Genomic DNA, 26,948 nt, shown 5'->3' with positions numbered 1-26,948 from the left:
TATCATTCGGTCCATGTCACCGTGATGGGAACCGAACCCCGATATTCGGAGAGGCCGGACCGTCGTCCACAGCCTTCACGCCCACGTGGTCTTCACGCCTATCTGCGGGGCGGGCACTTTTGGTCCCCGCCCTCCTTCGCCCTGCTTCGCCGCTTCATGCGGCGGCGCCCCGCCGCCGATCATCGAGGAGTACCTCGAGAACCAGAAACGGCCGGGCTGAGCAGCTCACGTGAACCAACTGTCACGGCACCGATCGGGCCTGGAGGCCCTCCCGCGCTGTCGTTTCCTCCCGGGCGTAAACGCCCGGGGTTCCACGCCAGATCACGCTGAACCTCGAGAAAGCATCCCGAAGGGGATGGCGATTACCAGAACGCAGCAGATGATGCCCGCGACGACATAGCCGATGGCCAGCCAGATCCCCGCGAACACCAGCCAGATGACATTCAACAGAGTCCGCATGATCTGAGCATGTCAGGCCGGATCTGACCGCTTCTATCGGGTCTGCCCCTGAGAGAGCCCTGAGGGGAGCCCCGAGGAGCGTCCCGATCCGAGTGGCGCCCGTCCCTTGCCCGGCAGCCCGGCGAACGCCTGGGCGACCCGCGCCCAGGCCCGCGCGCCCTCGCCCCGCAGCTCCAGGCAGGTGTCGTCGAGGTGGCGGCGCTGGACCACCAGGAGGCAGAAGTCGAGCGCCGTGCCCCTGACAACGTCGGCGGCGCCGGCCGGCCCCGCCGTCCACCGCGAGCCGTCGGGCATCGTCAGCTCCACCCGGATCGGATCGGCGGGCGGGGTCAGGCCGCGCACCGCGAAGCCGTACGGCATGGCCCGGACGCCGAGCGTCGCCACGTGCCTGAGCCGGGCGGTCGGGACGCGCACGACCCCGAGCGCGTCCGCCACGTCCTGGCCGTGGGCCCAGGTCTCCATCAGCCGCGCGGTGACGAAGGACGCGGCCGACATGTCGGGGCCGTACCAGGGCAGCCTGGCCCCGGGGTCGAGCCGGGCGAAGGCGTCCAGGCTGCGGGCCCTGGCGGCGCGGAACCACTCGTGGACCTGGCCGGGGGTGAGGCCGCGCGAGGCGGCCGCGAGCTCGTCCATCGCGGACTCCCCGCGGCCGAGGAAGGCCGGCAGCGTGGCGCGGAAGCCACCGGGGTCGGTCGCGGCGGCGGTGGCGGCGTCGTCGAACCAGGCCAGGTGGCTGATCTGGTCGCGCACCGCCCAGCCCTCGGCGGGGGTGGGCAGCTCCCAGGACGCCGGGTCGAGCCCGCGGACCATCGCGTCGAGCTCGGCGGTCTCCGCGCGCAGATCGGCCTGCAACTCGTCCATCAGCCCCATGGCGCGCCTCCTCGTTCCAGCCCAGGCAAGGGTAGACGAGTGATGTTCCAGGGGGACAGCCCCGCGGCCGGTGGGGGGCACCCCACAATGGAAGGGTGATCTGCCAACAGTGCAAGGACCGTCGTCACGAGGAGTGCCGGGGCGGCTCGTGGTGCGACTGCCAGCACCAGGACGTCCAGCGGCCCCGGGAGTCCTCGATGGACTGGCCGCGCCAGGGGTGAGTCCCACAGCCAAGGTTGGGCCTGGAGAGAGTCCAGAGTGTGGACCCGACATTGGACATCTCGGACGACCAAGGTATCGTCGGTGCCATGCCAGCGGACCCATTGCTCGTCGTGCGACGCCACGTCGACCTTCTGCGTGTCCGCAGTGCCATCTGTTGTGACGTCCGTTGACCGTCGCCCTCCGCTGATTTCACCCAGCTCGGGCGCGCGACAGGCGTCCTCCTTGCGAGTAAAGCGACCCCCACACTCGACGATGAGGCGGGAGGTGCTGTCTGTGCGTGTCCGGAAATCATTCCAACGATCCAAAGGACGCGCACATGACGACCCCGGCCAAGCCGGCTAACCGCCACCACAAGCGCCCGCGCGGCGAAGGTCAGTGGGCTCTCGGTTACCGCGAACCGCTGAACAAGAACGAAGAGAACAAGAAGAACGACGACGGGCTCAACGTCCGTCAGCGGATCATCGACATCTACTCCAAGGGCGGTTTCGACTCCATCGACCCGGCCGACCTGCGGGGCCGGATGCGCTGGTACGGGCTCTACACCCAGCGCAAGCCGGGGATCGACGGCGGCAAGACCGCGATCCTGGAGCCGGAGGAGCTCGACGACCGCTACTTCATGCTCCGGGTCCGGATCGACGGCGGGCGGCTCAACCTCGAACAGCTCCGCGCCATCGCCGACATCTCCAACCTCTACGGCCGGGGCACCGCCGACGTCACCGACCGGCAGAACATCCAGCTCCACTGGATCGAGATCGAGGCCGTCCCCGACATCTGGAAGCGGCTGGAGGCGGTGGGCCTGTCCACCACCGAGGCCTGCGGCGACACCCCGCGCGTCATCCTGGGCTGCCCGCTGGCCGGGATCGACGACAACGAGGTCCTCGACGGCACCGCGCAGATCGACGAGATCTACGACACCTACATCGGCGACCCGGCCTTCTCCAACCTGCCCCGCAAGTTCAAGACCGCGGTGAGCGGCTGCCCGGCGCACTGCACCGTGCACGAGATCAACGACATCGCCTTCGTGGGCGTCGTCAACGAGCGGGGCGAGAGGGGCTACGACCTGTGGGTGGGCGGCGGCCTGTCGACCAACCCCATGCTGGCCAAGCGGCTGGGCGTCTTCGTCACCCCCGAGCAGGTCACCTCGGTCTGGGGCGGCGTGATCGGCATCTTCCGTGACTACGGCTACCGCCGCCTGCGCCACCGGGCCCGGATCAAGTTCCTGGTCAACGACTGGGGGGTCGAGAAGTTCCGCGACGTCCTGGAGAAGGAATACCTCGGCCACACGCTGCCCGACGGCCCCGCGCCCGAGCAGCCGCGCGGCGGGCGCCGGGACCACGTGGGCGTCTTCCCGCAGAAGGACGGCAACTTCTACGTCGGCTTCGCGCCCAGGGTCGGCCGCCTCGACGGCGACAAGCTGCACCTGATCGCCGACATCGCCGAGCGGCACGGCTCCGGGCGGGTGCACACCACGGTCGAGCAGAAGATGGTCATCCTCGACGTCGCCCCCGACCGGGTCGACGGCATCGTCGCCGAGCTGGAGGCCAACGACCTCCGGGTCAACCCCTCCACCTTCCGCCGCCAGACCATGGCCTGCACCGGCATCGAGTTCTGCAAGCTGGCGATCGTCGAGACCAAGGCCACCGCCTCCGACCTGATCGACGAGCTGGAGCAGCGCCTTCCCGACTTCAGGGAGCCGCTGACCATCAACGTCAACGGCTGCCCGAACTCCTGCGCGCGCATCCAGGTCGCCGACATCGGCCTCAAGGGCCAGCTCGTCGTCAACGACAAGGGCGAGCAGGTCGAGGGCTTCCAGATCCACCTGGGCGGCTCCCTCGGCGTCAACCCGGGCTTCGGCCGCAAGGTCCGCGGCCTGAAGGCCACCGCCGAGGAGCTTCCCGACTACGTGGAGCGCGTCGTCAGGAACTTCGAGAAGCAGAAGAACGACGGCGAGACCTTCTCCGGCTGGGTCCAGCGCGCCGACGAGGCGGACCTCAAGTGAGCCGCCCGGCGGGCCGCGGGGGGAGGGCGGGCCGATGAGCGAGCGAGCGGTCCCCTTCCACTGCCCCTACTGCGGTGAAGAGGATCTCGAACCCTACGAGGGCGACGGCGGCTGGTACTGCCGCTCGTGCGTCCGCGCCTTCAAGTTGAAGTTCCTGGGCATCGGAGTGCGGTCATGACGGCCGGCGGACCCGGCCCGGTGAGCGCGGCGGCCCGCGAGGCGTGGGCGGCCCACGTGGCGATTGAGGAGTGGTGAGCGACATGACACTGGTGGACATCGAAGTCGGACTACGGCAGCAGCGCGGCGCGCTCGACCTGCAGGACATCGTCGAGTCGGCCGCGCGGTTCCTGGAGGACGCCTCCGCGCTGGAGATCATCCGCTGGGCCGCGGCCACCTTCGGCGACCGGCTCTGCCTGACCTCCTCGATGAGCGACGCGCTGCTGATCGACCTGGTCAGCCGGGTCAAGCCGGGGGTGGACGTGCTGTTCATCGACACCGGCTACCACTTCGCCGAGACGATCGGCACCCGTGACGCCGTGCGGCAGGTCTACGACGTCAACGTGATCGACGTGCAGCCGTCCCGGACGGTGGCCGAGCAGGAGCGCGACCTCGGTCCGCGCCTGTTCGGCCGCAATCCCGACCTCTGCTGCTACCTGCGCAAGGTCGAGCCGCTCAACCGGGCGCTGGAGCCGTATCTCGCCTGGGTCTCCGGCATCCGCCGCGACGAGGCCGTCACCCGCGCCGGCGTCAAGGTCGTGGAGTGGGACGCCAAGCGCCAGATGGTCAAGATCAACCCGATCGCCCGGTGGACGCAGGACGACGTCGACAACTACATGGCCGACAACGGCGTGCTCATCAACCCGCTGCACTACGACGACTACCCCTCGATCGGCTGCGCCCCCTGCACCCGTCAGGTCGCCCCGGGAGAGGACCCGCGCAGCGGCCGCTGGGCCGGGATGGCCAAGACGGAATGCGGGCTGCATCTATGACGTGGCGCGTCCCCGGCGCGACGCCCGCGATCCCGCTGATCGCGGCGGCGCACGGGTCCCGTGACCCGCGCGCCGCCGCGACGGTGGAGGAGCTCCTCGACCTGGTACGGCGGGCACGCCCGGAGATCCCGGTGCGCGCCGCCTACCTCGACCACGCTTCCCCGACGCTCGCCGGGGCGCTGTCCGGGCTGGCCGAGGCGGTGGTCCTGCCGCTGCTGCTCACCGAGGCCTACCACAGCCGCGTGGACATCCCCGGCGCGCTCGCCGGGGTGACGGCCCGCCGGCCGCTGCTGCGCGTGCACCGGGGCGCGACCCTGGGCCCCCATCCCCTGCTGCTCACCGCTTTGGAGCGGCGCCTGGCCGAGGCCGGGGTGGAGCCCGGCGATCCCGGCACCGCGGTGGTGCTGGTCTCGGCGGGCTCCAGCGACCGCCGGGCCAACGCGACGGTCTCGGGGGTGGCCGGAGACTGGGCCGGCCGGCGCGGCTGGTGGTCGGTGACCGCCGCCTACGCCTCGGCCGCCGCCCCCACCCCCGAGCGGGAGGTCCGGCGGCTCCTCGACGCCGGAGCCCCGCGTGTGGTGGTGGCCCCCTACCTGCTGGCGCCGGGCCACTTCGCCGACAAGATCCGCCGTGACACCCTGGCCGCGGGCGCCTGGGCGGTCGCCGACGTGCTCGGCGCCGCCCCCGAGCTCGCGGCCGTGCTGGTCGAACGCTACGAGCGGGCCGTGCGGCGGGAGAGGGCCTTCGCGACCGCCTGACGTCAGCCCGGGGGAAACCGGTTCTCATCCGCGAAACGACAGCCGGGTCCGCTGTCGCACGACTCGATCCGGCTGGTCATGGCCAGGATGCTCATGTCGGCACGGCTCTTTCCGGCATCCCTCACGACCTGCCGGGCGTCCTTGTCGTTGATCAGCGGCCGCCCCAGCTTCCTGATCGAGCCGGGCGGGACCACCGCGACCTCCAGGCGCTTGATGTCGTTCTCCACCGTCAGGCTGGTGAAGAACTCCGACTGGTTCCCCTCTTTCGGCAGCTCGTTGCAGAGCTGGGCATTCTGGTAGACGCCTTCCTCCCAGTAGAGGACCTCCGCCTGGCGCGGGCAGCGGACCTGAACCCACAACATCCACTCACGCCGCCGTTCGGGGAGGACGAACGCGACCCGCTCCCCCATGGCCGAGAACTTCTTCGCCAGGATGGTGTCGGTGATCGTGCGGGCGCCGTACCGCGGTGACGGCTGGGCCATGACCCCGGTCCAGAGGTCGTCGGGGGCCGGGGCGGCGCCCCCCTCGGGCAGGGTGAACGCCAGCGCGGCGGCGAGTCCCGCCGCGACCGTGCCCCCCAGTGCCCGGAGGCGGCGGCGCCTGATCCTGCGGACGCGCCGGTCGACGTCGGCGACGGTCACGCCCCCGTGCAGACCGTCGTCGCTCTCCCGGTCCAGGATCTCGCGCAGCTCGGATTCGGTGATCGTCATCTCAGCTCCCCGTGGTGATCGCGGCGACCGCCGCGGGATCGACGCGTAGTTTGGCCAGTGCCCGGCTGGCCTGGCTGCGGACGGTCGCCACCGAGCAGCCGAGGATCTCGGCGATCCGCGGGTCGGGCAGGTCGGCGAAGTAACGCAGGACGATCACGGTCCGCTGCCGGTCGGGCAGCCCGGCCAGAGCGTGCCGGACCGCCTCACGCGCCCCGACCTCGCCCGTCGGGTCCTCTTCCGCCACGTCGGGCAGGACTCCGGTCGGCACCTCCGCCCGCCATCTACGCCGCCACCAGGAGGCGTGGGTGTTGGCCAGGATGCGGTAGACGTACGGGTCGGGGTCGTCACCCACCCGCCGCCAGGCGGACCACGCCTTGGCCAGGGCCGTCTGCAGGAGATCCTCCGCCGTGCCCCAGTCGCGGCACAGCAGGTAGGCGGTCCGCAGCAGCCGGGCCGAGCGCTGCTCCACGTAGCGCTCGAAGTCGGCCCGATCTCGCATTCGGGATCCTCACTGTTCGGTGTCTGTCACCGATCACTACGCTCCGGCCCCCCGGAGACGTTGCACGCGGTCCGGGATGTCTCAGCCGGAACCGGAGGAGATGAGGGACCTCGCCGCCGGACCGGCGGCGATCACCGCGAGCCGTGCACAGTGAGAAGCAGGCGACCGCTCTCAGTGGTGAGGCGTCAGTAACCCGGCGGCTGCGGCGGGTAGGGGCCCTGGGAGGGGTCCGGCCGGTGGGGGCCGGAGCGCTGCTGGGGGCCGGAGTGCCAGTGCGGGTCGAGGTGCTGGTGCGGGCCGGGCGGCGGCAGGGGGCGCTGCGGCTCGCCCATGAGCTCGCCGCGCAGCTCGCGCCACTGCTCCCGCCAGGCGGCCCAGGCCTTCTTGACGGGCTTGGCCTTGGAGTCGCCGATCACCCTGACGTCGCCCATGACGGCGTACGCCTTGACCCGGATGACCGGCACGTTCATGCCGGGAGGGGCCTCGAGGACCTGGACCTTCTTGTCGCCCATGATCGCGATGCCTTCGAGGTCGACGTCCACGCCGTCCGGAACGATGATCTTCACATCGCCCATGACCGCGGCGGCCACGATGTCCACCACGCCGGTGCGGACCTCGGCCTCACGCAGGTCGAGCACGACGTCGCCCATGACGGCGACCGCTCCGAGCCCCTGGTCGATCCGCCACTTGCCCCGGCGCTTGGAGTCGCCCATGACGGCCACGAACCAGCGCCGCGCCCGGCCGCCCTGCGGCGCCGGATCGGGCGCGTAGGCGGGGGCGGGCCCCTGGCTCCGGCCGTCGGCGGGCAGATCCGAGGTGATGACGGCCAGCTCGGCCTGGGTGACGGCGGTGTAGGCCGCCTCCGTGCGCTCGGTCAGCTCGCCGAGGGTCAGGCGTCCCTCGACGGAGGCGACACGCAACCGCTCGACGACGGCCTCCCGCTCGGCGTCCGAGGCCCGTATCACTCCGGGATCGTTCATAACTCACAACATATCGCGAGTTTTCTCCGGGGTGGATCCTTCCCAAGGAGGATGCTGCGGCCTACATCCCGGACGGCGCGTACACCCGGGGTCCCGCGCGGCACGGGTCCGGCGTGCTCACGGCACCCCGGACGGCACGGCGGCGCGGCACCCGGACATCGCCGAGGTGCAGGTCCGGGGCTGCGGCCACCGAGCCGCGGCGACCGGCGGGTCTGTCGGCCACCTATGATCCGGAGGCATGTATGAAGAACTTCTGGACGCGGTGGCCGGGAACGACGCCGAGCGGGTCGAGCGCCTGCTCCAGAGCGGTACGGGCGCCGACCCGGACGGCGCCGGGGAGACCACGGCCCTGTATCGGGCCTCGACCGACGGCCGTGTGACGATCGTGCGGGCGCTGCTGGCGGCGGGGGCCGATCCCAACCGGGCCAGCGGCGGCGAGGACGAGGGGCTGCCGCTGTCCGGGGCCGCGGCCTGGAACCACGCCGACGTCGTGGAGGCGCTGCTGGAGGCCGGGGCCGAGCCCTCCGGGCGGGAGAGCGGCGGATGGAGCGCCCTGCTCTGGGCCGCCGCCAACGGGCAGGCCGACGCGCTCAAGGTGCTCCTCGCGGCCGGGGCCGAGGCAGAGGAGGCCAACGACAGCGGCGAGACCGCGCTCACCCTGGCCACCCGGCGCGGGGCGCTGGGCGCCGTGAGCGCGCTGCTGGAGGCCGGGGCCGACCCCACCCGGTCGGACGGCGAGGGCGACACGCCGCTGGCCATCGCCTACGACTGGCTGGGCACGCAGCTGGAGAGCGCGCTGCTGGAGCAGGTCACCGAGCAGGCCCCCGAGGGCTCCCAGTTCGTCGTGGGCCGCAGCCGCGCCGCGGACGGCACCGACCTGGTGACCGTCGCGGCCGTGGGGCCGGACGGCGAGCGCGCGGTCGAGCTCCAGTGCCAGCGAGGCCACGCGGCCATCGCGACCCTGCTGGAGGACGCGTCCTCGGAGTTCCTGCCCTTCGACGAGCTGGTCGAGCGGGCGCTGCCGTACCGGGACGTCGACGAGGAGGCCGAGACCTGGTGGACCGTGGCCGGCTCGCTGAGCCGGCGGGCCGACGAGGACACCTTCGAGTCCGCGGCCCGGCTGTGCGTCAGCGAGGACCCGCGCAAGCGGGAGTTCGCCGTCGACGTGCTCGCGGAGTTCGGCTTCAGCGGGGAGGAGAAGCCCTTCCTCGACCGGACGCTGCCGATCCTGCGGCGGATGGCCGCCACCGAGGGCGACGAGCGCGTGCTGCGGTCGGTGCTCGGCGCGCTCGGCCACCACGCCGACCCGCGGTCGCTGCCCGAGGTGCTGGAGATCATCACCGCCGACGGCTGGGCCCGGACCCAGGCCGACCCGGCCGCGCTGGCCGCCGTCCTGCCGCCCGGCCACAGTGAGGGGCTCGCGCTGCTCATCTCGATGACGGAGGACGCCGACGAGGAGGTGCGCGACTGGGCGACCATGGGCCTGGCGGGGCTGTCGGAGGACAGCGGGCAGATCCGTGACGCGCTGGCCGCGCGGCTCGACGACGATGACCTGAGCACGGTCGCCGAGGCCACGCGGGGCCTGGCCACCCGGGGTGACGCCCGCGCGCAGAAGGGCGTGGAGCGCGTGCTCGCCGAGAGCGACGAGGACGACGAGTACGTCCGCGACCTGGTCCGCGGTTCCTAGCCGTCCGGGCGGGCCGGGACGGGCGGGGCGGGCGGGGACGCCGGGGACAGGTGTCGAACCGGTGCTCCGCGGACGATCACGGTGATCGCGGCGAGTAGGGTCGTGGATGGCTAACGCTTCGTGATCGAAAGGACATCGCCATGGCGACGACACGTACCGCGACGACTCAGTGGAAGGGTGCGCTGCTCGACGGCTCGGGCACCGTCTCGCTCGACTCCTCCGGGGTGGGCACGTTCGACGTGTCCTGGCCCTCGCGGGCCGAGCAGGCCAACGGCAAGACCTCGCCGGAGGAGCTCATCGCGGCCGCGCACTCCTCCTGCTTCTCGATGGCCCTGTCCCACGGGCTGGCACAGGCGGGCACCCCGCCTCAGACGGTGGAGACCAAGGCCGACGTGACCTTCCAGCCGGGCGAGGGCATCACCGGGATCGTCATCTCGGTCCGCGCCCAGGTGCCGGGCCTGTCGGCCGAAGAGTTCCAGAAGGCGGCCGAGACGGCCAAGGCCAACTGCCCGGTGAGCAAGGCCCTCGCCGGCACGACGATCAGCCTCGACGCCGAGCTGCTGAGCTGATCCGCGCCGCCCCGTGGCCGCGTGTGCCCGGCTGGGACGCGCGTGGCCACGGGCGGCCGGGCCCTTTCCGGGACCGCTCCGGGTCACCCGCGGGACTCTCCGGGCCCGTTCCGGGCCCCGCCCCGAGCCGCCCCGGCCCTCTCCGGGCCCCGCCCCGGGTTTCCGGCTGCCCGGCACCGCTCCCCCGGCCCGGACCCGCCCTGGGCCCCTCCGTCCGGCCCGCCACGGCGAAAGCGCAGGTTCTGGCCTTTCCGCCGGGGGTCCGGCCACTGTCCGGGGACACATACACTCAGGCATCCCCGCCCTGCTGGGCACACCATCTGGTGACCGGAGCACCCGACGACGCCGTGCTCCGGTCGCGGCCACCTGGCTGAGGGCCGCCCCATGTGGTCAGGTCACGATCCGATCGAAGGACAGCAGCCGAAGAAGACCTGAACGCCTCGTGAGCTCCCCCGATGCACGGCGACGCGGACCCGTCAGGTCTGGCCGTCCGCGTTCCCCCGCCGTACAAGGGTGACAAGAACGACAACACCCTGCACACGAGGGCCTAACTGGAGGAGAATAGGGCCACATGCGCGAAGTCTGGCCTGGAGAGCCGTATCCACTCGGTGGCACCTGGGATGGCGTGGGCACCAACTTTTCGGTGTTCTCCGAGGTGGCCGAGCGGGTCGAGCTGTGCCTTTTCGGAGATGACGGCAGCGAGGAACGCGTCGACCTGCCCGAGGTGGACGGGTTCGTCTGGCACGGTTACTTCCCCGGGATCACACCGGGGCAGCGGTACGGCTACCGCGTCCACGGCCCCCACGAGCCTTCCCACGGGCACCGGTGCAACCCTTCCAAACTCCTCCTGGACCCCTACGCCAAGGCCGTCGAGGGCGACCTGGCATGGGACGAGGCCCTGTTCTCGTACGCGTTCACCGATCCGACCGAGCGCAACGACGACGACAGCGCGCCCTTCATGCCGAAGAACGTGGTGGTCAACCCGTTCTTCGAGTGGGGCGACGACCGGCTGCCCCGCACGCCGTACCACCAGACCGTCATCTACGAGGCGCACGTGCGCGGGCTCACCATGCGCCACCCGGCGGTGCCCGAGGAGCAGCGCGGCACCTACGCGGCGCTGGGCCATCCGGCGGTCATCGAGCACCTGCTGAGCCTGGGTGTCACGGCGGTCGAGCTGATGCCGGTGCACCAGTTCGTGCCCGAGCACGCGATGGTCGCCCGGGGGCTGACGAACTACTGGGGCTACAACACGATCGGCTACCTGGCCCCGCACAACGCCTACTCCAGCTCGGGACAGCGCGGCGAGCAGGTGCTCGAGTTCAAGGCGATGGTGCGGGCGCTGCACGAGGCCGGGATCGAGGTCATCCTCGACGTGGTCTACAACCACACCGCCGAGGGCGACCACATGGGGCCCACGCTGGGCTTCCGGGGCATCGACAACGCGGCCTACTACCGGCTGCACGACGGGGACCGGCGCTACTACCTCGACTACACCGGCTGCGGCAACTCCCTCAACGTCCGCTCCCCGCACGCGCTGCAGCTCATCATGGACTCGCTGCGCTACTGGGTCATGGAGATGCACGTCGACGGGTTCCGCTTCGACCTGGCCGCCGCCCTCGCCCGCGAGCTGCACGACGTGGACCGGCTGAGCGCGTTCTTCGACCTGATCCAGCAGGACCCGGTGATCTCCCAGGTGAAGCTGATCGCCGAGCCGTGGGACGTGGGCCCCGGCGGCTACCAGGTCGGCAATTTCCCGCCCCTGTGGACGGAGTGGAACGGCAAGTACCGCGACAGCGTGCGCGACTTCTGGCGCGGGAACGGGTCCGCGCTGCCCGAGTTCGCCTCCCGGCTGACCGGCTCCGCCGATCTCTACGCCACCTCCGGCCGCCGCCCGGTGGCCTCCATCAACTTCGTCACCTGCCACGACGGGTTCACGCTGTCCGACCTGGTCTCCTACAACCGCAAGCACAACGAGGCCAACGGGGAGAACAACCGCGACGGCACCGACGACAACCGGTCCTGGAACTGCGGCGCCGAGGGGCCGGTGGATGATCCGGAGATCACGCGGCTGCGCCGCCGCCAGCGCCGCAACTACCTGGCCACTCTGTTCATCTCCCAGGGTGTGCCGATGATGCTGGCGGGCGACGAGTTCGGCCGGACCCAGGGCGGCAACAACAACGCCTACTGCCAGGACAACGAGATCTCCTGGGTCGACTGGTCGCTGGTCAAGGACGAGAAGGACCTGCTGGACTTCGTCAGGAGCCTGTCCGGGCTGCGGCGCGCGCACCCGGTCTTCCAGCGGCGCAGGTTCTTCCACGGCCGCAAGGCCGACGACGGCACCCGCGACATCGTCTGGCTCACCCCCTCGGGTGAGGAGATGTCGGCCTCCGACTGGCACACCGGCTACGCCAAGGCGCTGACCGTCTTCCTCAACGGCGACGCCATCACCGAGCCGGGCCCGCGCGGCGAGCCGATCCTGGACGACTCGTTCCTGCTGCTGATCAACGGCCATCACGAGGACATGGACTTCGCCCTCCCCGACGCGAAGTACGGGGCGCAGTGGCGGACCGTGCTGGACACCGCCGACGACGGGCCGAAGGACGGACGGTCCGCCGAGGGGCTCTGGCCGCCGGAGGCCGTGGTCCCGGTGACCTCGCGTTCCATGCAGATCCTCCGCTGCACCAGGACCTAGAGTCCGGTCGCGATCGCAGCGGTGAGCAGCACCAGGACGAACGTGGTCACCCCGGCGACGCCGTGCAGCAGGACGGCGAGGACGGGGAAGCGCTGTTCGGCGCCGCGCGCGTGGCGGCCGCCGCCCAGCCAGCGGGTGAACATGGTGAAGCCCAGCAGCGCGGAGGCCGCGAGCACCCCGAACGACACCCACGCGAAGGCGCGTTCGCCGGTGAGCACGTAGACGACCCAGCAGCCCAGCGCGGAGACCGCCAGGCCCGGATGGGCGAAGACGAGCACCGCGGGGAAGCTGGTGACCTTCGTCCGCTGCTGGCGCAGCCCCCCGCCGGACAGCCACAGGTACAACAGGTAGATCCCGACCATCGCGGTGATCAACCAGGTCACGATCGCGACCAGCCCCACAAAACCTCCCAGATCCGCCAGAACGAATCATGTAACGAGAGTCACCCGAAGTCACTAGGAGCGTCGAATCCGTTATTGACCGTGCTGAAAAGCTCCCTAATCCGCCACTGTGCCAAGGTAGGGGGATGCGCCTTATCCATCCCGCCGCCGCCGGCGACGTCGACCTCGCCCAGGCCTACGCCTACCCGGACGGCCCGTGCGTCCGGGTCAACATGGTGGCCAGCGCCGACGGCGGGACCTGGCTGGAGGGGCTGTCCGGCGGCCTGTCCGGCGGAGGCGACCGGCGGATCTTCGGGGTGCTGCGCGGGCTGGCCGACGTCATCGTGGCGGGAGCGGCGACCGTGCGGACCGAGGGGTACGGCCCGGCCCGGCCGAGGGAGTCGTGGCGTCCGCTGCGCGAGGGCCGCCCGGCCGCCCCGCCGGTGGCCGTGGTGACCCGGCGGCTCGACCTGGACCTGACGGGACCGCTGTTCGCCGAGGCCGGGCCGGACGCCCGGACGATCGTCGTCACCTGCGAGGCCGCGCCCAGGGAGCGGCGCGAGGAGGCCGCCGCCCACGCCGACGTGATCGTGGCGGGGCGGGACCGGGTGGACCTGGCGGCGGCGGTCAAGGAGCTCGGCGAGCGCGGCCTGGGCCGGGTGCTGTGCGAGGGCGGGCCGAAGATCAACGCCCAGCTCGCCGCGGCCGGCCTGGTCGACGAGCTCTGCCTCACGCTGAGCCCGATGCTGATCGGCGGGGACGCCGCCCGCGTCCTCGACGGCCCGGCCTCGCTCACCCGGCTCCGCCTGGCCCACGTCCTGGAGGAGGAAGGTTTCCTCTTCACCCGTTATATTCGAAAGTCCCGGTGAACCGGTGAGGTGAGTTCGCCGTCGAGCACGACGACACATGTTCGGAGCCGTAGTGGACGAGCAGGGTGAGTTCGCGGCCGGGCGCCGCGCCGGACGGCCGGCCGGAGTGGCGGGATGAGGCTGCCGATCGCGCCGCCGCTCGCGCCGATGCTGGCCAGAGCCGTCAGGAGCCTGCCGCCGCAGGACGGCACCCTGTTCTACGAGCCCAAGTGGGACGGCTTCCGGTGCGTGGTGTTCCGCGACGGGGACGAGGTCTATCTCGGCAGCCGCAACGAGCGGCCGTTCACGCGCTACTTCCCCGAGCTGGTCGAGGCGGTGCGGGCGGAGCTGCCCGACCGGGTGGTGGTCGACGGGGAGATCGTCGTCCGCGACGGGCAGACGCTCGACTTCGAGGCCCTGCAGCAGCGCATCCATCCGGCCGCCTCCCGGGTGCGGCTGCTGGCCGAGCGGACCCCGGCGTCGTTCGTCGCCTTCGACCTGCCGGCCCTGGGTGAGGAGTCCCTGCTGGAGGTCCCGTTCTCGGCCCGCCGCGCGAGACTGGAGTCGATCTTCGGCGGCGCGGGGCACGCGGTGCGGCTGACGCCGGTCACCACGTCCGAGGAGCGGGCCGCCGAGTGGTTCGACGCCTTCGAGGGCGCGGGGCTGGACGGCATCGTGGTCAAGCCGGGCGGCCTGCCGTACCAGCCGGACAAGAGGGTGATGTCCAAGGTCAAGCACGAGCGGACGGCCGACGTGGTGGTGGCCGGATACCGGGAGCACAAGTCGGGCCCGGTGGTCGGGTCGCTGCTCCTGGGGCTCCACGACGCCGAGGGCGTGCTCCACCACGTCGGCGTCGCGGCGTCCTTCACGATGAAGCGCCGGGCCGAGCTGGTCGAGGAGCTCGCCCCGTACGTGGACCGGGACGGCGACCATCCCTGGAGCGCCGCCTCACTGCCCGGCGCGATCTCCAAGTGGAGCGCCACCAAGGACCTGTCGTTCGTGCCCCTGCGCTCGGAGCTGGTGGTGGAGGTCGCCTACGACCACATGGAGGGGCGCCGTTTCCGGCACACCGCCCAGTTCCGCCGCTGGCGCCCCGACCGCACTCCCGGGTCGTGCACCTACGAGCAGCTCGAGCGGCCGGTCTCCTACGACCTGGACGACATCCTGGCCGGTTAGAGCGGCATTCACATAGACACGGGCACAAAGAAACGATATATCTCGACTATGGTGCGATCATCCTCCTCCGACGACGAGCTCAGGGCCGCCGTCGCGGCCCGCCGCGAGCTCGGCCCCGAGTACGAAGACTCCCTGGTCGAGGGCTTCCTGGAGAAGATGGACCAGGAGATCGACCGGCGGGTGGACGACCGGATCGCCGCCCGCTCCCGCAAGGACGCCCCGGCGGTCCGCCCGTCCGTGGACGCCGGCCAGCGGCTGGCGCTGTCCATCGCCTCCATCTTCTTCGGCGTGGGCGCGACGGCCGGCATCGCCGCCTCCACCGATAACGGCATACTCGTGATCCTGATCCTCTGGCTCGGCATCGTGGGCGTGAACGTGTCCTTCGCCCTCGGCCGGCGCCGCTAGCCCGGCCACCGCCCCGACACAACCGCCGATCACGAATTCCGGCTTTCCCGCACGATCAAGCAAGCGTACGCTTGGTCACGTTTCTGTACGGCTGACGCGGGAGTGAGCAGTGAACGAGTACCGCAACCTGATCGGCGGGCGGCTGGTGGCCGCGGCAGACGGCCGCACGCTGGACTCGGTCAACCCGGCCACCGGCGAGGTGTGGGCCCGCGTCCCGGCCTCCGGCAGGGCCGACGCCGAGGCCGCCGTGGCGGCGGCACGCGAGGCGTTCCCGAAGTGGTCGGCCCTGCCCGCGCTGGGCCGGGCGCACTTCCTGCGCGAGGTGGCCGGGGTCTTCGCCCGGCACGCCGAGGAGCTGGCCGGGATCGAGACCACCGACAACGGCCGCATCCTGCGGGACACGCTGAAGAAGGACCTGCCCGGCATGACCCACCTGTGGCAGATCGCCGCCGGCCAGGTGCTCGACGCCGTCAAGGGCGAGACGGTGATCCTCGGCCCCGGCAGCATGGGCCTCACCCGGCGCGAGCCGTACGGCGTGGCGCTCTGCATCATCCCGTGGAACTCCCCCATCTCGACCTTCTCCGCCAAGGCGGCCTACGCGCTGGCGGCGGGCAACACGGTGATCGTCAAGCCCGCCGAGCAGGCCTGCGCCTCCGTGCTGCGGCTGGGCGAGCTGCTGGCCGAGGTGCTCCCGCCCGGCGTGCTCAACATCGTCAGCGGCCTCGGCGAGGACGTCGGGGACCCGCTGGTCCGGCACCGCGGGGTCAACAAGATCAGCCTCACCGGCTCCACCCAGACGGGCCAGGCCATCACCCGTGCGTCGGCCGACCACCTCAAGCCGCTGACGTTCGAGCTCGGCGGCAAGTCGCCGAACATCGTCTTCCCCGACGCCGATCTGGAGGCCGCCGCCCAGGGCGTGACGGTGAACTCGATCTACACCGGGAACGCCGGGCAGGTCTGCGTGGCCGGGTCCCGCATCCTGATCCACCGGTCGGTCTGGGACGAGATGATCGAGCGGATCACCGCGATCGCGGCGCGTGTCAGGCTGGCCGACCCCCTCGACATGGCCACCACGATGGGCCCGATCGTGTCGGAGGGACAGTACGAACGGGTCGCCTCCTACCTGGACATCGCCGAGAAGGAGGGGGCCGAGCTGGTGTTCGGCGGCCAGACCGGGGCCGACGTCGTCCCGTCCCTGCCCGGCGGCTACTGGGTGGCGCCCACCCTGTTCACCACCTCGGACAACGCGCTGCGCGTCTGCCAGGAGGAGATCTTCGGCCCGGTGGCCGTGGCCATCCCGTTCGACACCGACGACGAGGCCCTGGCCGTCTCCAACGACTCCTCCTACGGGCTGGCGGCGGGCGTGTGGACCCGCGACCTGGGCCGCGCCCACCGGTTCGTCCGCGACCTGCAGAGCGGCACGGTCTGGGTGAACACCTTCCGCCAGATGCCGCCCGGCCTGCCGTTCGGCGGCGTCAAGGACTCGGGCTACGGGCACGACGCCGTGCTGGAGTACACCCGGGAGAAGGCCGCGATCATCCAGACCTGAGAGGGCATTTGATTTGAGTAGGTTGCAGCTTATGTCCTAGTAGACGCCTCACCAGTCCACTGACCGGACACCCCCTCAGGCCGCGCTCTCGGCTGGGGGAAAACGTTCTCGCCAGAAGTCGGCGATGGCGTCCCGTCCCGTGATCCAGATGTCGTCGCGCGCACTGATCCGGTCGAGCACCCGTAGCAGGCCCGCCAGCCGGGCCGGTCTCCCGATGATCCTGGGGTGGAGCCCGATCGACATCATCCGTGGATGCCGCGCGCTCTCGGCGAGCAGGACGTCGAAGCAGTCGATGGCATAGCGGGCGAAGTCGTCGGCGGTGAAGAACTGTCCCTTGTAGAACTTGGTGTCGTTGACGTCCAGCGAGTAGGGGACGATGAGGAACGGCCGCCCGTCGACCTGGTCCCAGTACGGCAGGTCGTCGCTGACCGAGCCGGCGTCGTAGGCCAGGCCGGCCTGTGCCAGCAACGAACGGGTGTGCACGGTGTTCGGCGGCCGGGTGAACCAGCCCTTGACGGGTCGGCGGGTGAGACGCTCCAGTGCGGCGACGCAGTTCTCGATGTTGCGGCGTTCCTCCTCGACGGTCATGCCGGTGTGCGGGATCCACCGGTAGCCGTGCCCGACCACGTCGCACCCCCGCTTGATGATCGCCTCTGTCACGGGCGCGTTCCGCTCCAACGCGAGGGCCGAGGCGAACACGGTGGGGATGACGCCGTGATCGTCCAGCGCCTGGAGTATCCGCCAGATGCCGACGCGGCTGCCGTACTCGAAGGTCGACTCGGCGAAGAGCTCCCGCTCCCCCTCGGGGACGTCGTACTTCGCCTCGACCAGGGTCTCGCGGGTGGTGTCGCCGTCGAGCAGGTTGCGCTCCGCGCCTTCCTCGTAGTTGACCACGAAGTTGACGGCGAGCCGGGCGCCGTTCGGCCAGCTGAACTCCGGCGGACTCTGGCCGTATCCGACGAAGTCACGTGATGCGGTCACGGTCAGCTCCTTCATCGCCGTCGGGCGTGGTGGGTGAGGTGCGAGGAGGGAAGAGGTCCCCGGCGGACAGGCCTGCCGACAGGCCGAAGAGCAGTCTGAGCCGTGCCTTGGCCGGCGACAAGGTCCGTACCGCGAGCACTCCTTCGCCGAGCAGGTGCGTCTCCGATCCAGGGCCGCCGTAAGTGCGCCGAAGGATCGGGCCGTCGCCGCAGCGGCTGGCCAGGACGGCGGGCCGGCCCGACCGCACCGAACGCACGACCGCTTCGGCCAGCGCCGGGGAGAGATGCCCGGCGCCGGTGCCCGCGACGACGAGCCCGGCCACGTCGCCGGCGATCGCGTCGACCAGCGTCCCGTCGGAACCGGCCACCGCCATGACGAGCTCCACCTTCACATCCGGCGGAGCCGTGGCCGTCAGCCGGTCGGGCTCCGGTGGGGGGCCGAGCAGGAGCTCGACCTCGTTCTCGATCACGAACCCGACAGGCCCGGCGGACGGGGAGGAGAACGCCGCGACCCGGGAGCTGTGCTGTTTGGTCACCAGCCGGGCCACATGGATCTCATCCTGGAACACCACCACCGGGCCGTACCGGGCCAGGGGCCTGTGGAGCGCCGCGACGACGGCGGCGACGAGGTTGGCCGGCCCGTCGGCGCCGGGGAGATGCGGGGCACGCATGGCCCCGGTGACCACGACGGGAACGGCGGTGTCCACGAGCAGGGCCAGGGCGTAGGCCGTCTCCTCCAGGGTGTCCGTGCCGTGCGTGATCACGACGCCGTCGGCACCGGCGGAGATCTGGTGGCGTACGGCCTCGGCGAGCGTCCACATGTCCGCCGGCGTGACGGCCCGGCTGGAGATGGTGCGCACGTCGCTCGCCCGGATGTCGACCGGTAGGGCCCCGAGCATGCCCGCGAGATCGGCGGCTCCGTGGTGCGGGGTGGCCCTGCCCGCGGTGGACGTGGTGGCGATGGTGCCGCCCATGGCCAGCAGGCCCACCACTGCCCTGGTCATTTCCCGCCCTCGAACAGGTCGGCGCAGTCGGTGACCTCGAGCAGCCCGTCGAACCGTTCCCACCACGCCGTCGCTGTCCGCCGGTCGCCGACGAGCGTGGCGAACTTCTCCTGGTGCTCGGCCTCGGTGAGAGGGCGCGTGTGGTGGCCGCGCGGATTCTGTACGGTCGCGGCCGTGGAGCCGTCATCGGTCACCACGGTCACCCGCGCCGGGGCGGACTCCGGCCACTGGGCCTCGAACTCGGGCAGTACGCTCACCCGCACCTTCTCGGCCACGGCGGCGACCTCGGGGCGGAAGCGGAACGCCGCCACGTCGCTGCGGCCGAGGACGAGCGCCGTCGCCACCGCGTAGGGCAGCGAGAACCGGCCGGACAGGTCGTTCGCGGCCGGCTGCCGGTCGATCTTCAGGTTGACGGCTACCGTGTCGACCCGCACCTGGCGGATCTTCTCCGGGCGAACGGGCGTGATGGCCAGTGCCGCCTCCACGGCGCTGTGCGACAGGGCGCAGGCGCTGTGGACCTTGAAGTAGTTACGAGAGATGCCGAGGTCGTCATAGCGCAACGGCTCGGTGAGCGCCGACCCGTCCACGATCTCGCCCGCTATCTGGCCGAACGCCACCTCCAGCGCGTCGGCTGAGCCGGTGAACTCGGCGCGGGCCAGGGCGGAGGCTCGTATACCGCTCTGCGCGGCGTATCCGGTGTAGGCGTTGCGCGCCGTCGCGCCGTCATAGCAGGCCTGCCACACGGACAACAGCGGGCTGGTCGCCGCGATCGTGGCCGCTGTCACCGGATCGGTCCCGTCGAGAAGTGCCACGGCGACCGCGGCGCCGACCGCGCCGATGTGCCCGTGTGGGTGGACGCCCTGCCGCAGGCGGAACGTGCGGAAGAGCCGGCTGCTGACCTCATACCCCGCGAGGACCGCTCGCACGAGGTCGGCGCCCGGCGCGTGCACACGTTCGGCGACGGCGAGGGCCGCCGGGATCACGTGCATTCCGGGATGGCCCGTGGGCCGCATGCCCTCGTCGAGTTCGAGGCTGGTGCCCGCGGTCGCGTTGAGGAACGCGGCGTACGCCGGATGGGCCCGCAGGCGCGGTGTCGTGAGCACCGTCGCCGTGTGCCCCGGGCCGGCCCGATCCGCCGGGGTCACCAGCGCGTCGCGCTCGTCGAGGGCCACCAGCGCGGCGATCTCCGCTGTCCTGGCCCCGGCGGTGGCGACCGCGACGGTGTCGGCGATGACGAGCCGGGCGCGGCGCAACGTCTGCTCGGGGACATGGACGAGGTCCAGCTCACTTGCCACCCGGACGGCGGTGTCGATGCTGATCATGGTTCTCCTCACCGCTCAAGGTTCAGGTGCCGGGTCTCACCGAGGGCCCACACCGCGGCGGCACTGATGATCGTGACCAGCACCACGTAGGCGCCGACGGCGTACATGCCGACCGCGCTGTACAGCGCGATGGCGATGAACGGGGCCACCGCCGCGCCCAGCAGTGATCCGCCCTGGTTGGCGGCGGTGATGCCCGAGTAGCGGGTCGCGGTGGGGAACAGCTCCGCGAAGTAGACGCCGATCGGGGCGTAGGCACAGCCCACGGGGAAGGCCAGGAGCGCGAGGCCGACGGTGAACAGGACCGGTGAGCCGGTCTCGATGAGAGCGATCGAGGGGAAGACGACGACCAGGATCCCGCAGAATCCCATCAGCAGCGCCGTCCGACGGCCGCGCTTGTCGGCCACCCCGGCGGACAGTCGCAGACCGATGCTGTACGCCCCCGCCGAGAGCAGCACCGCGGTGAGCGCCGCCGCCTGGCTGATCTTCAACGGCCCGGTGGCATGGGAGAGCAGGAAGACGAAGGCGACGTAGAAGGTCGCGCTCACGGTCACGTACGCGAGGGTCGCGAGGACCACGGCGCGCCGTGACTCGCGCAGCAGGGTCGCGATCGGAAGACGCGTGCCGGCCGTGTCGCCGGTCTTCTTGCCGGCCTGGAACACCGGCGACTCGTCGAGGCGCAGCCGCATCACCAGCCCGACGACGATCAGTACGGCACTGGAAAGGAAGGGCAACCGCCAGACCCACTCCACGTAGGTCTCCTTGGGGACCAGAAGGGTCACGGCCAGCAGGACGGCCGTCGACAACGCGAGACCGGCGGTGACGCCCTGCTGCGCCCAGCTCGACAGACGAGCCCTCTTACCGGGCGGCGCGAACTCGGTGGCCATCAGGATGGCGCCACCCCATTCGCCGCCCACCGCGGCGCCCTGCACGAAGCGGAGCAGGACGAGCAGGGCTGGAGCCAGCGCGCCGGCGGTGGCATAGGTCGGCAGCACGCCCACGAGCATCGTGCTGATGCCCATCAGCATCAGGGAGGCGATCAGCGTCGTCTTCCGGCCGACCCGGTCGCCGTAGTGGGCGAAGATCAGGCCGCCGATCGGCCTGGCGATGAAGGCCACCGCGATGGTCGCGAACGAGGCGAGCGTCGCCGCGACCGGGGACATCGCGGGAAAGAACTGCGTGCCGAACACGAGCGTCGCGGTGCTCGCGTAGATGTAGAAGTCGTACCACTCGATCGTGGTCCCGATGAACGCCGCCTTGGCGACCCGGGAGGCCTCCGCCGGAGTCGGGGTTGCGGTGTCGGGGCCACCGTCACTTGTATCTATCCGCGTCAACGTTCGTCTCCTTCAACAACCGGCGAGGAACCTCGCAGCCGAGCGGCTATGTCGGCGAACGCCCGATTCTGGGCGTCCGGGTCGATGTGCACGTCGAACAGAACCGGCCCGGTCTCCTCGGCCAGCACCCGCGGCAGGATGGCGAGATCCGCGGCGCGTTCGATGGAGTGGGCGGGTATTCCGAAACCCCGGGCGATGTCGGCGATGTCCGGCCACGCATGCTCGGACTCCGTGACGGGGAGCCCCTTGGCCCTGAGGCTGTGACGCTCCTGGCCGTACCCCCCGTCATTCATGACCACCACGGTCAGCGGGAGGCCGTAACGCCGCACTGTGGCGAGCTCGTTGAGGCTCATCATCAGACATCCGTCGCCGAGCACCACCGTGACCCGCTCGCCCTCCCTGGCGAAGGCCGCGCCGATGCTCACGCCCAGGGCCTGGCCGATCGCGCCGAAGTCGTGCGTGAAGGCGTATCGGCGGGGATCCCAGCTGCGCAACGTCTGCTGCGCGTATGAGCCGAAGTGACCGGCGTCGACGACCAGCAGACGATCCTCGGGCAGCGCCGCGTCGAGAGCGTCGACGACGTCCTGCGGGTGGACCGGTGAGGTGTCGGCCGCGGAACCGGCCCGGCCGTTCTCCTCGGCGGGAGGTGTCCAGCCGGTGCGCGCACCGATGGCGGTCAACCGGTCGCGCAGGACGGCCACGGTCTTGGCGGCGTCACCGACGACGGCGACAGCCGCCCGCGAGTGCCTGCCCATCGCTTCGGCATCGTGATCGACGTGGACGATCACGCCGCCGTTCAGGCCGCCGTCGGTCGTCCACGGGTTCGCGGTGGCGCCCAGCACGAGAACGCAGTCGGCCTCCGCCAGCGCGCGGGAGGCGGGGCCTGCCCCGAGCCCGCCGGCCACGCCGAGGCTGCGCGGGTGGGTGGCGAGCAGCCCTTTGGCCTTGAGTGAGGTGGTGATCGGGGCTCCCAGCAGGTCGGCGAGTTCACCGACCGGCGCGGCGGCGTCCCCGGCCGGCACGCCACGGCCGACGAGGATCACCGGTCTGCGCGCGGCGATGAGCGCTGCCACCGCGGCGTCGACGGCCGCGGGGTCCGCTGCCGGTCCTGCCGGTGGCTCGGCCGCCGGCTGGTAGGGCACCGTGTCGGGCGGCAGCGGGGCGAGCAGCACGTCGGTAGGGGCGTTCAGCACCGCAGGACCCTTGCCGAACCGGACGTGCCGGAACACCGCGCCGGTGTCGGCGTGCACCGTGTCGGGCCGGTGGAGCGGCCGGAACATGGCGCCCGTCGACCGGATGAACGACTGCTGGTCGAACCGCTGCGGATGGTTCAGGTCTCCGGTCGGGGTGTCGGGGGCGATGAGCACCACGGCGGAGTGGGCGGCCACCGCGGTCAGCAGCGACGTGGCCGTATTGCTCAGACCGGGACCGTGGGTCACGCTCGCGACTCCGGGCTTCCCGGAGAAACGGGCGTAGCCGTCGGCCATCGCGACCGCGCCCTGCTCATGGCAGGCGTGCACCAGCTTGATCCGCCCGGTCATCGAGACCTTCGTGAGCAGGTCCAGGTTTCCGTCACCCATCAGCGCGAAGATCACCTCTGTGCCTTCGGCGACGAGCGCTGCTGTGACAGCATCCACAACGGTTCTATCTCGCATGGAATGCGACTGTACTCGACCGCATTCCTTCTCACAAGGATGAGTTTCTCTGTGATCTATAAGCTCTCTACGTGCGGAAACAGTTCGATCTATAGCCCGACTTCCGCCTCACGTGAGCCCGAGAGTAGAGGCGAAGAGCTACTTGGAATACCAAGGTATTCACATGTATTCTCTGATGCATGGACGAACCCTTCGAGGCTCACGTCGACGCGCCGGCGATCACACTGCCCGGCAACAGGCCCATTGCCGACGAGCTGTACGACTACCTGCGGCACGCGATCATCCGGGGCGAGCTGGCCGAGGGCATACGCGTGGTCGAGGGCGACATCGCGACGCGGGCCAACGTGAGCCGCACGCCTGCGGGGCAGGCGCTGCGCCGTCTCCAGTCGGACGGCCTGCTGCGCGCGTCGCAGCACGGACTGCTCGTCAATGAGCTCTCCGCGGACGAGCTGTCCGAGACGTGCACCGTCCGCGACTCGCTGGAGGCGCTGGCCGCCCGGCTCGCCGCCTCCACCCGCACCGATCTCGACGTCGCACTGCTGGAGGAGCTCACCGAGCGGTTCGAAGCGGCCATAGGCGGCGACGTCTCCGAGATCGTCGAGCTCAACCACGCCTTCCACGACGCGGTCTGGGACGCGGCCCGCAACTCCGCGCTCAGGCGTTTCCTGCTGCAGACGCGCTCCCTGATCGAACGGCTGAACTCCACCACCCTGAGCTCAGAGGCCCGCCAGAGACAGGCCCTCGACGAGCACCGGGCGATCCTCGCGGCGATCGCCGCACGCGACGCCGACACGGCGGAGAGCGTCGCACTGCAGCACTTCCACAAGGCGACGGCCATCCGGATCCTCTCCAAACGAGTCCGTACGCGGACGAATCCGACTGCCGGCTGACCCATCCCACCAAGACCAGAAGGATCTTCATCCATGGATTTCCACGCGGACGTGATCGTCGTCGGCACAGGCAACGCAGGGTTCTGCGCCGCGCACGCGGCCGCCGAGCGGGGCGCGCGGGTCCTGATGCTCGAAAAGGGTTCCGAGGGGACCATCGGCGGCAACACCTACTTCACAGCCGGAGCGATCCGCACTACCTACCAGGACATCGAAGACCTCGCGGACGTCATCGACGACCCCGACGAACGCCTGCCGTACACCGACATCGATCCCTACAGTCCCGCCGACTTCGCGGCGGACATGCGCCGGGTGACGCTCGGACGGTGTGACCCCACACTGACCGACGCGATGGTCCACGGCGTCGCGGACACCGTGCGGTGGATGCGCGGCCACGGAGTGCGCTTCCGCCTGCAGTACGAGCGCCAGGCCTACGAGATGGAAAACCGCTTCCGGTTCTGGGGCGGCCTGCCGCTGGCCACCGTCGACGGCGGGAAGGGACTGGTGGCGCAACACCTGGCGGCGGCCGAACGTGCCGGTGTACGGGTCCGCTGCGACACCGCCGTCGACCGCGTCCTGCGCGATCCCGACGGGCGCGTCGTCGGCGTGGCGGCGGGCACGACGGAGTTCAGGGCGGGCGCCGTGGTGCTGGCCGCCGGAGGGTTTCAGGCCAGCAGGATGATGCGCGCGCAGTATCTCGGGCCCAACTGGGATCTCGCGAAGGTGCGCGGCACCCCGCACAACACCGGCGGCGTGCTCACGGCCGCCCTACGCGCGGGCGCGCAGTCGGCGGGTCACTGGAGTGGCTGCCACGCCGTGGCATGGGACGCCAAAGCGCCCGAGAGCGGCGACCTCGAGCTCACGAACCGCTTGACCAAGCAGTCATATCCGCTGAGCATCGTGGTCAACACGGCGGGCCGGCGCTTCCTCGACGAGGGGGCCGAGATCCGCAACTACACCTACGCCAAGTACGGCGCGGAGATTCTGCGCCAGCCGGGCGCCCTCGCGTTTCAGATCTTCGACGCGAAGACGGCGCCCCTGCTGCGCGAGGCCGAGTACGAAGCGCCCGGCGTCTCCCGCTTCCAGGCAGACTCGATCGCCGAGCTCGCCGAGCAGGCCGGCATCGACGCCGCCGGGCTGACCGCCACGGTCGAGGAGTACAACGCGGCCACCCGCCCCGGCCCGTTCAACCCGGCCGTCAAGGACGGGCTCGGCACGACCGGACTCACCCTGCCGAAGAGCAACTGGGCCCAGCCCCTCGACCAGCCTCCCTACCTCGCGTTCGCCGTGACCTGCGGCATCACGTTCACCTTCGGAGGCGTGAAGATCGACACCTCCGGTCGCGTCATCGACGAGGCCGACGAGGTGATCCCCGGGCTGTTCGCCGCCGGGGAGATGGCGGGCGGGCTGTTCTTCCACAACTACCCCGGCGGCAGCGGCCTCGCCGCCGGCTCGGTGTTCGGCCGCCGGGCAGGCGCCGAAGCCGCCGCACTCGCGTCGACCGGCGTCCTGACCTCCTGACGCACCTGGCAAATCCCGGCACGACTACGCGGCCATCAGGCGACGCGGGTCGCGACGATGGCGCCTCACCCGGCCCCGGTTCCCGGCACACCGACATGGTCAGGCTGATCGGCGAGCTCGGCGGCCCCGGCGCCGGCGCCGGGTGAGGCGGTCGGCGCGGACCCGGTCACTCACCGGGAATCGTCGCGCGCCTTGCTGGGCTGCACCCGCTTCGGCTCGCCGGGCATCTTCGGGTAGTTGGGCGGATAGGGCATGTCGCCCCGGTCGTCGCGCTCGAACCACTCCAGCAGGGGCTCGATCGAGAAGGCCCGGTCGTCGATCGCGGCGTGCACGTCGCCCAGCTTGGCGAACCGGGCCGGGACCGTCCGGATGTCGAAGTCGCGCGGGTCGGCGTCCGCCAGCTCCTCCCACGTGAGCGGGGTCGAGACCGGGGCGTGCGGCTTGGCCCGGACCGAGTAGGCGGCGGCCACGGTCCGGTCGCGGGCGTTCTGGTTGTAGTCGATGAAGACCCGCTCCCCCCGCTCCTCCTTCCACCACGCGGTGGTGGCCAGGTCGGGCACCCGGCTCTCCACCTCCCGGGCGAAGGCGATGGCGGCGTGACGGACCTGGGTGAAGTCCCAGCGCGGCTCGATCCGCAGGCTGACGTGGATGCCCCGGCTGCCGGAGGTCTTGGGGAAGCCGGCCATGCCGAGCTCCTGCAGGATCTCGTGGACCGCGAAGGCCACCCGGCGCGCCTCCTCGAAGCCCGTGCCGGGCTGCGGGTCGATGTCGATGCGCAGCTCGTCGGGATGGTCCACGTCGGAGGAGCGGACCGGCCACGGGTGGAAGTCGATGGTCCCCAGGTTCGCGCAGTAGGCGATGGCGGCGACCTCGGTCACCCGGAGCGCGTCGGCGGTGCGCCCGCTGGGGAAGCGGACCGTGACCGTCTGGAGCCACTCGGGATGTTTGGCGGGCATGCGCTTCTGGTAGATGCCCTCGGTCTCGACCCCGTCGGGATGGCGCTTGAGATAGGTGGGGCGGTCGTACAGCGCGCGCAGCGCCCCCTCGCCCACGCTCACGTAATACTCGACCAGGTCGCGCTTCGTCGCCCCGATCTCCGGAAAGTAGACCTTGTCGGGGTTGGTGACCTTGACGACCCTGTCCCCGACCGTGAGTTCGATGTACGGCGATGCCATGGGCCGAACGCTACCCCGTCAACTTCTCGGCCGTAAACGACCGAGCTTGCAGCTCCTCGCCGTCGATGGCTTCGACGGTCTGGTCCGCGTCAGGCAGCGTGACTCACTGCCCAGCCCGCTACACCGCGCGCGGCGATGTTACGGGCTGCGTTGACGTCGGCATGCTCAGCGAAACCGCACGACGTACAGGAAAAGACGGCCTGCTCCGGCCGGTTGGCCCGATCGGTATGCCCGCAGGCCGAGCATTGCCGGCTGGTGTAGGCCGGATCGACATGGATAAC

Annotated in this window: 27 protein-coding genes and 1 pseudogene; 15 read left to right on the top strand and 13 right to left on the bottom strand. The window is 71.0% G+C overall.

The features are described 5' to 3' along the window. Positions 1-336: 336 nt before the first annotated feature. Positions 337-459 (bottom strand): annotated as a pseudogene (locus tag BM085_RS41180) (YccF domain-containing protein); the annotation flags it as partial. A gap of 33 nt (positions 460-492) precedes the next feature. Further along, positions 493-1,329 (bottom strand): TIGR03084 family metal-binding protein, encoded by an 837-nt coding sequence (locus tag BM085_RS41175; protein WP_093892166.1) that lies wholly within the window; start codon positions 1,327-1,329, stop codon positions 493-495. A gap of 95 nt (positions 1,330-1,424) precedes the next feature. On the opposite strand from BM085_RS41175, the gene BM085_RS47105 reads away from it, so the two are divergent. From BM085_RS47105 to BM085_RS41155, 6 genes are all read left to right on the top strand, one after another. Continuing rightward, positions 1,425-1,550 (top strand): hypothetical protein, encoded by a 126-nt coding sequence (locus tag BM085_RS47105; RefSeq protein ID WP_269323742.1) that lies wholly within the window; start codon positions 1,425-1,427, stop codon positions 1,548-1,550. A gap of 87 nt (positions 1,551-1,637) precedes the next feature. After that, a complete protein-coding gene (locus BM085_RS47645; RefSeq protein ID WP_350917820.1) occupies positions 1,638-1,721 on the top strand; it encodes a putative leader peptide in 84 nt (27 codons plus the stop codon). 146 nt (positions 1,722-1,867) lie between these two features. Beyond that, entirely contained in the window at positions 1,868-3,550 is a 1,683-nt protein-coding gene (locus BM085_RS41170) for a nitrite/sulfite reductase (protein WP_093892165.1), read from the top strand. 34 nt (positions 3,551-3,584) lie between these two features. Continuing rightward, entirely contained in the window at positions 3,585-3,728 is a 144-nt protein-coding gene (locus BM085_RS41165; protein ID WP_012893136.1) for a hypothetical protein, read from the top strand. An 82-nt stretch (positions 3,729-3,810) separates the two neighbouring features. Then, the gene (locus BM085_RS41160; RefSeq protein ID WP_093892167.1) at positions 3,811-4,539 is read left to right on the top strand and encodes a phosphoadenylyl-sulfate reductase; all 729 of its coding nucleotides are present in this window, start codon (positions 3,811-3,813) and stop codon (positions 4,537-4,539) included. Then, on the top strand, positions 4,536-5,297 hold the full coding sequence (locus BM085_RS41155) for a sirohydrochlorin chelatase (protein ID WP_093892164.1): 762 nt from the start codon (positions 4,536-4,538) through the stop codon (positions 5,295-5,297). The genes BM085_RS41160 and BM085_RS41155 overlap by 4 nt, the downstream gene beginning before the upstream one ends. Positions 5,298-5,299: 2 nt before the next feature. On the opposite strand, the gene BM085_RS41150 is transcribed toward BM085_RS41155, so the two are convergent. The 3 genes from BM085_RS41150 to BM085_RS41140 form a co-directional block, all read right to left on the bottom strand. Continuing rightward, on the bottom strand, positions 5,300-6,007 hold the full coding sequence (locus tag BM085_RS41150; RefSeq protein ID WP_093892163.1) for a hypothetical protein: 708 nt from the start codon (positions 6,005-6,007) through the stop codon (positions 5,300-5,302). Position 6,008: 1 nt separating this feature from the next. Beyond that, positions 6,009-6,506: a SigE family RNA polymerase sigma factor gene (locus tag BM085_RS41145; protein WP_093892162.1), complete on the bottom strand. Its 498-nt coding sequence runs from the start codon at positions 6,504-6,506 to the stop codon at positions 6,009-6,011. 185 nt (positions 6,507-6,691) lie between these two features. Next, positions 6,692-7,486, bottom strand: coding sequence for a DUF1707 SHOCT-like domain-containing protein (locus BM085_RS41140; protein WP_093892161.1), 795 nt, complete (start codon positions 7,484-7,486; stop codon positions 6,692-6,694). 238 nt (positions 7,487-7,724) lie between these two features. Between BM085_RS41140 and BM085_RS41135 the strand changes: the two genes are divergently transcribed. The 3 genes from BM085_RS41135 (at position 7,725) to glgX (ending at position 12,434) form a co-directional block, all read left to right on the top strand. Then, entirely contained in the window at positions 7,725-9,173 is a 1,449-nt protein-coding gene (locus BM085_RS41135; protein WP_093892160.1) for an ankyrin repeat domain-containing protein, read from the top strand. A gap of 140 nt (positions 9,174-9,313) precedes the next feature. Beyond that, on the top strand, positions 9,314-9,742 hold the full coding sequence (locus BM085_RS41130) for an OsmC family protein (RefSeq protein WP_086575802.1): 429 nt from the start codon (positions 9,314-9,316) through the stop codon (positions 9,740-9,742). A 571-nt stretch (positions 9,743-10,313) separates the two neighbouring features. Then, the gene (glgX, locus tag BM085_RS41125; protein WP_093892159.1) at positions 10,314-12,434 is read left to right on the top strand and encodes a glycogen debranching protein GlgX; all 2,121 of its coding nucleotides are present in this window, start codon (positions 10,314-10,316) and stop codon (positions 12,432-12,434) included. Here glgX and BM085_RS41120 read toward each other — a convergent pair. Next, positions 12,431-12,835, bottom strand: coding sequence for a hypothetical protein (locus tag BM085_RS41120; protein WP_031159522.1), 405 nt, complete (start codon positions 12,833-12,835; stop codon positions 12,431-12,433). The genes glgX and BM085_RS41120 overlap by 4 nt on opposite strands. A gap of 125 nt (positions 12,836-12,960) precedes the next feature. Here BM085_RS41120 and BM085_RS41115 point away from each other — a divergent pair, with 125 nt between their 5' ends. The 4 genes from BM085_RS41115 to BM085_RS41100 all read left to right on the top strand — a co-directional run bounded on the left by BM085_RS41115 (position 12,961) and on the right by BM085_RS41100 (position 16,792). Beyond that, positions 12,961-13,683 (top strand): pyrimidine reductase family protein, encoded by a 723-nt coding sequence (locus tag BM085_RS41115; RefSeq protein WP_093892158.1) that lies wholly within the window; start codon positions 12,961-12,963, stop codon positions 13,681-13,683. Positions 13,684-13,797: 114 nt separating this feature from the next. After that, the gene (locus BM085_RS41110) at positions 13,798-14,838 is read left to right on the top strand and encodes an ATP-dependent DNA ligase (RefSeq protein WP_093892157.1); all 1,041 of its coding nucleotides are present in this window, start codon (positions 13,798-13,800) and stop codon (positions 14,836-14,838) included. A 48-nt stretch (positions 14,839-14,886) separates the two neighbouring features. After that, the gene (locus BM085_RS41105) at positions 14,887-15,243 is read left to right on the top strand and encodes a hypothetical protein (RefSeq protein ID WP_093892156.1); all 357 of its coding nucleotides are present in this window, start codon (positions 14,887-14,889) and stop codon (positions 15,241-15,243) included. 109 nt (positions 15,244-15,352) lie between these two features. Further along, positions 15,353-16,792, top strand: coding sequence for an aldehyde dehydrogenase family protein (locus BM085_RS41100; RefSeq protein ID WP_093892155.1), 1,440 nt, complete (start codon positions 15,353-15,355; stop codon positions 16,790-16,792). Positions 16,793-16,867: 75 nt separating this feature from the next. Here the strand turns inward: BM085_RS41100 and BM085_RS41095 are convergent, their stop codons facing one another. The 5 genes from BM085_RS41095 to BM085_RS41075 are packed head-to-tail and all read right to left on the bottom strand — an operon-like array spanning position 16,868 to position 23,066. Continuing rightward, positions 16,868-17,773, bottom strand: a complete 906-nt coding sequence (locus BM085_RS41095; RefSeq protein WP_177245525.1) for a polysaccharide deacetylase family protein — start codon at positions 17,771-17,773, stop codon at positions 16,868-16,870. Continuing rightward, positions 17,757-18,776: an asparaginase gene (locus tag BM085_RS41090; protein WP_093892153.1), complete on the bottom strand. Its 1,020-nt coding sequence runs from the start codon at positions 18,774-18,776 to the stop codon at positions 17,757-17,759. Before BM085_RS41090 ends, BM085_RS41095 begins: the two co-directional genes overlap by 17 nt. Then, positions 18,773-20,098: an MmgE/PrpD family protein gene (locus BM085_RS41085; protein WP_093892152.1), complete on the bottom strand. Its 1,326-nt coding sequence runs from the start codon at positions 20,096-20,098 to the stop codon at positions 18,773-18,775. The genes BM085_RS41090 and BM085_RS41085 overlap by 4 nt, the downstream gene beginning before the upstream one ends. An 8-nt stretch (positions 20,099-20,106) precedes the next feature. Next, a complete protein-coding gene (locus BM085_RS41080) occupies positions 20,107-21,429 on the bottom strand; it encodes an MFS transporter (RefSeq protein ID WP_093892151.1) in 1,323 nt (440 codons plus the stop codon). Further along, complete coding sequence (locus BM085_RS41075) at positions 21,426-23,066, bottom strand: thiamine pyrophosphate-binding protein (RefSeq protein WP_177245524.1); 1,641 nt, start codon at positions 23,064-23,066, stop codon at positions 21,426-21,428. Before BM085_RS41075 ends, BM085_RS41080 begins: the two co-directional genes overlap by 4 nt. A gap of 197 nt (positions 23,067-23,263) precedes the next feature. Here BM085_RS41075 and BM085_RS41070 point away from each other — a divergent pair, with 197 nt between their 5' ends. Beyond that, positions 23,264-23,974 carry a GntR family transcriptional regulator gene (locus BM085_RS41070; protein ID WP_093892149.1) on the top strand — a complete coding sequence of 237 codons (711 nt, stop codon included), beginning with the start codon at positions 23,264-23,266 and terminating at the stop codon, positions 23,972-23,974. Between the two features lie 33 nt (positions 23,975-24,007). After that, complete coding sequence (gene tcuA / locus BM085_RS41065; protein ID WP_093892148.1) at positions 24,008-25,492, top strand: FAD-dependent tricarballylate dehydrogenase TcuA; 1,485 nt, start codon at positions 24,008-24,010, stop codon at positions 25,490-25,492. Between the two features lie 170 nt (positions 25,493-25,662). On the opposite strand, the gene ligD is transcribed toward tcuA, so the two are convergent. Beyond that, the gene (gene ligD, locus BM085_RS41060; RefSeq protein ID WP_093892147.1) at positions 25,663-26,667 is read right to left on the bottom strand and encodes a non-homologous end-joining DNA ligase; all 1,005 of its coding nucleotides are present in this window, start codon (positions 26,665-26,667) and stop codon (positions 25,663-25,665) included. Positions 26,668-26,756: 89 nt separating this feature from the next. Beyond that, a partial coding sequence (locus BM085_RS41055; RefSeq protein ID WP_143121314.1) for a zinc ribbon domain-containing protein occupies positions 26,757-26,948 on the bottom strand: 192 nt, incomplete at its 5' end.

This window comes from Streptosporangium canum (assembly GCF_900113865.1).
Taxonomy (GTDB): Bacteria; Actinomycetota; Actinomycetes; order Streptosporangiales; family Streptosporangiaceae; genus Streptosporangium; species Streptosporangium canum.
This window is presented reverse-complemented; position numbering and strand designations above follow the sequence as displayed.

What these genes read in the sequence shown, in the direction of transcription:
- BM085_RS41175 (WP_093892166.1), bottom strand. Translation starts at nt 1,329, where the DNA reads ATGGGGCTGATGGACGAGTTGCAGGCCGATCTGCGCGCGGAGACCGCC.
- BM085_RS47645 (WP_350917820.1), top strand. Translation starts at nt 1,638, where the DNA reads ATGCCAGCGGACCCATTGCTCGTCGTGCGACGCCACGTCGACCTTCTG.
- BM085_RS41170 (WP_093892165.1), top strand. Translation starts at nt 1,868, where the DNA reads ATGACGACCCCGGCCAAGCCGGCTAACCGCCACCACAAGCGCCCGCGC.
- BM085_RS41165 (WP_012893136.1), top strand. Translation starts at nt 3,585, where the DNA reads ATGAGCGAGCGAGCGGTCCCCTTCCACTGCCCCTACTGCGGTGAAGAG.
- BM085_RS41160 (WP_093892167.1), top strand. Translation starts at nt 3,811, where the DNA reads ATGACACTGGTGGACATCGAAGTCGGACTACGGCAGCAGCGCGGCGCG.
- BM085_RS41155 (WP_093892164.1), top strand. Translation starts at nt 4,536, where the DNA reads ATGACGTGGCGCGTCCCCGGCGCGACGCCCGCGATCCCGCTGATCGCG.
- BM085_RS41150 (WP_093892163.1), bottom strand. Translation starts at nt 6,007, where the DNA reads ATGACGATCACCGAATCCGAGCTGCGCGAGATCCTGGACCGGGAGAGC.
- BM085_RS41145 (WP_093892162.1), bottom strand. Translation starts at nt 6,506, where the DNA reads ATGCGAGATCGGGCCGACTTCGAGCGCTACGTGGAGCAGCGCTCGGCC.
- BM085_RS41140 (WP_093892161.1), bottom strand. Translation starts at nt 7,486, where the DNA reads ATGAACGATCCCGGAGTGATACGGGCCTCGGACGCCGAGCGGGAGGCC.
- BM085_RS41135 (WP_093892160.1), top strand. Translation starts at nt 7,725, where the DNA reads ATGTATGAAGAACTTCTGGACGCGGTGGCCGGGAACGACGCCGAGCGG.
- BM085_RS41130 (WP_086575802.1), top strand. Translation starts at nt 9,314, where the DNA reads ATGGCGACGACACGTACCGCGACGACTCAGTGGAAGGGTGCGCTGCTC.
- glgX (WP_093892159.1), top strand. Translation starts at nt 10,314, where the DNA reads ATGCGCGAAGTCTGGCCTGGAGAGCCGTATCCACTCGGTGGCACCTGG.
- BM085_RS41115 (WP_093892158.1), top strand. Translation starts at nt 12,961, where the DNA reads ATGCGCCTTATCCATCCCGCCGCCGCCGGCGACGTCGACCTCGCCCAG.
- BM085_RS41110 (WP_093892157.1), top strand. Translation starts at nt 13,798, where the DNA reads ATGAGGCTGCCGATCGCGCCGCCGCTCGCGCCGATGCTGGCCAGAGCC.
- BM085_RS41105 (WP_093892156.1), top strand. Translation starts at nt 14,887, where the DNA reads ATGGTGCGATCATCCTCCTCCGACGACGAGCTCAGGGCCGCCGTCGCG.
- BM085_RS41090 (WP_093892153.1), bottom strand. Translation starts at nt 18,776, where the DNA reads ATGACCAGGGCAGTGGTGGGCCTGCTGGCCATGGGCGGCACCATCGCC.
- BM085_RS41085 (WP_093892152.1), bottom strand. Translation starts at nt 20,098, where the DNA reads ATGATCAGCATCGACACCGCCGTCCGGGTGGCAAGTGAGCTGGACCTC.
- BM085_RS41070 (WP_093892149.1), top strand. Translation starts at nt 23,264, where the DNA reads ATGGACGAACCCTTCGAGGCTCACGTCGACGCGCCGGCGATCACACTG.
- tcuA (WP_093892148.1), top strand. Translation starts at nt 24,008, where the DNA reads ATGGATTTCCACGCGGACGTGATCGTCGTCGGCACAGGCAACGCAGGG.
- ligD (WP_093892147.1), bottom strand. Translation starts at nt 26,667, where the DNA reads ATGGCATCGCCGTACATCGAACTCACGGTCGGGGACAGGGTCGTCAAG.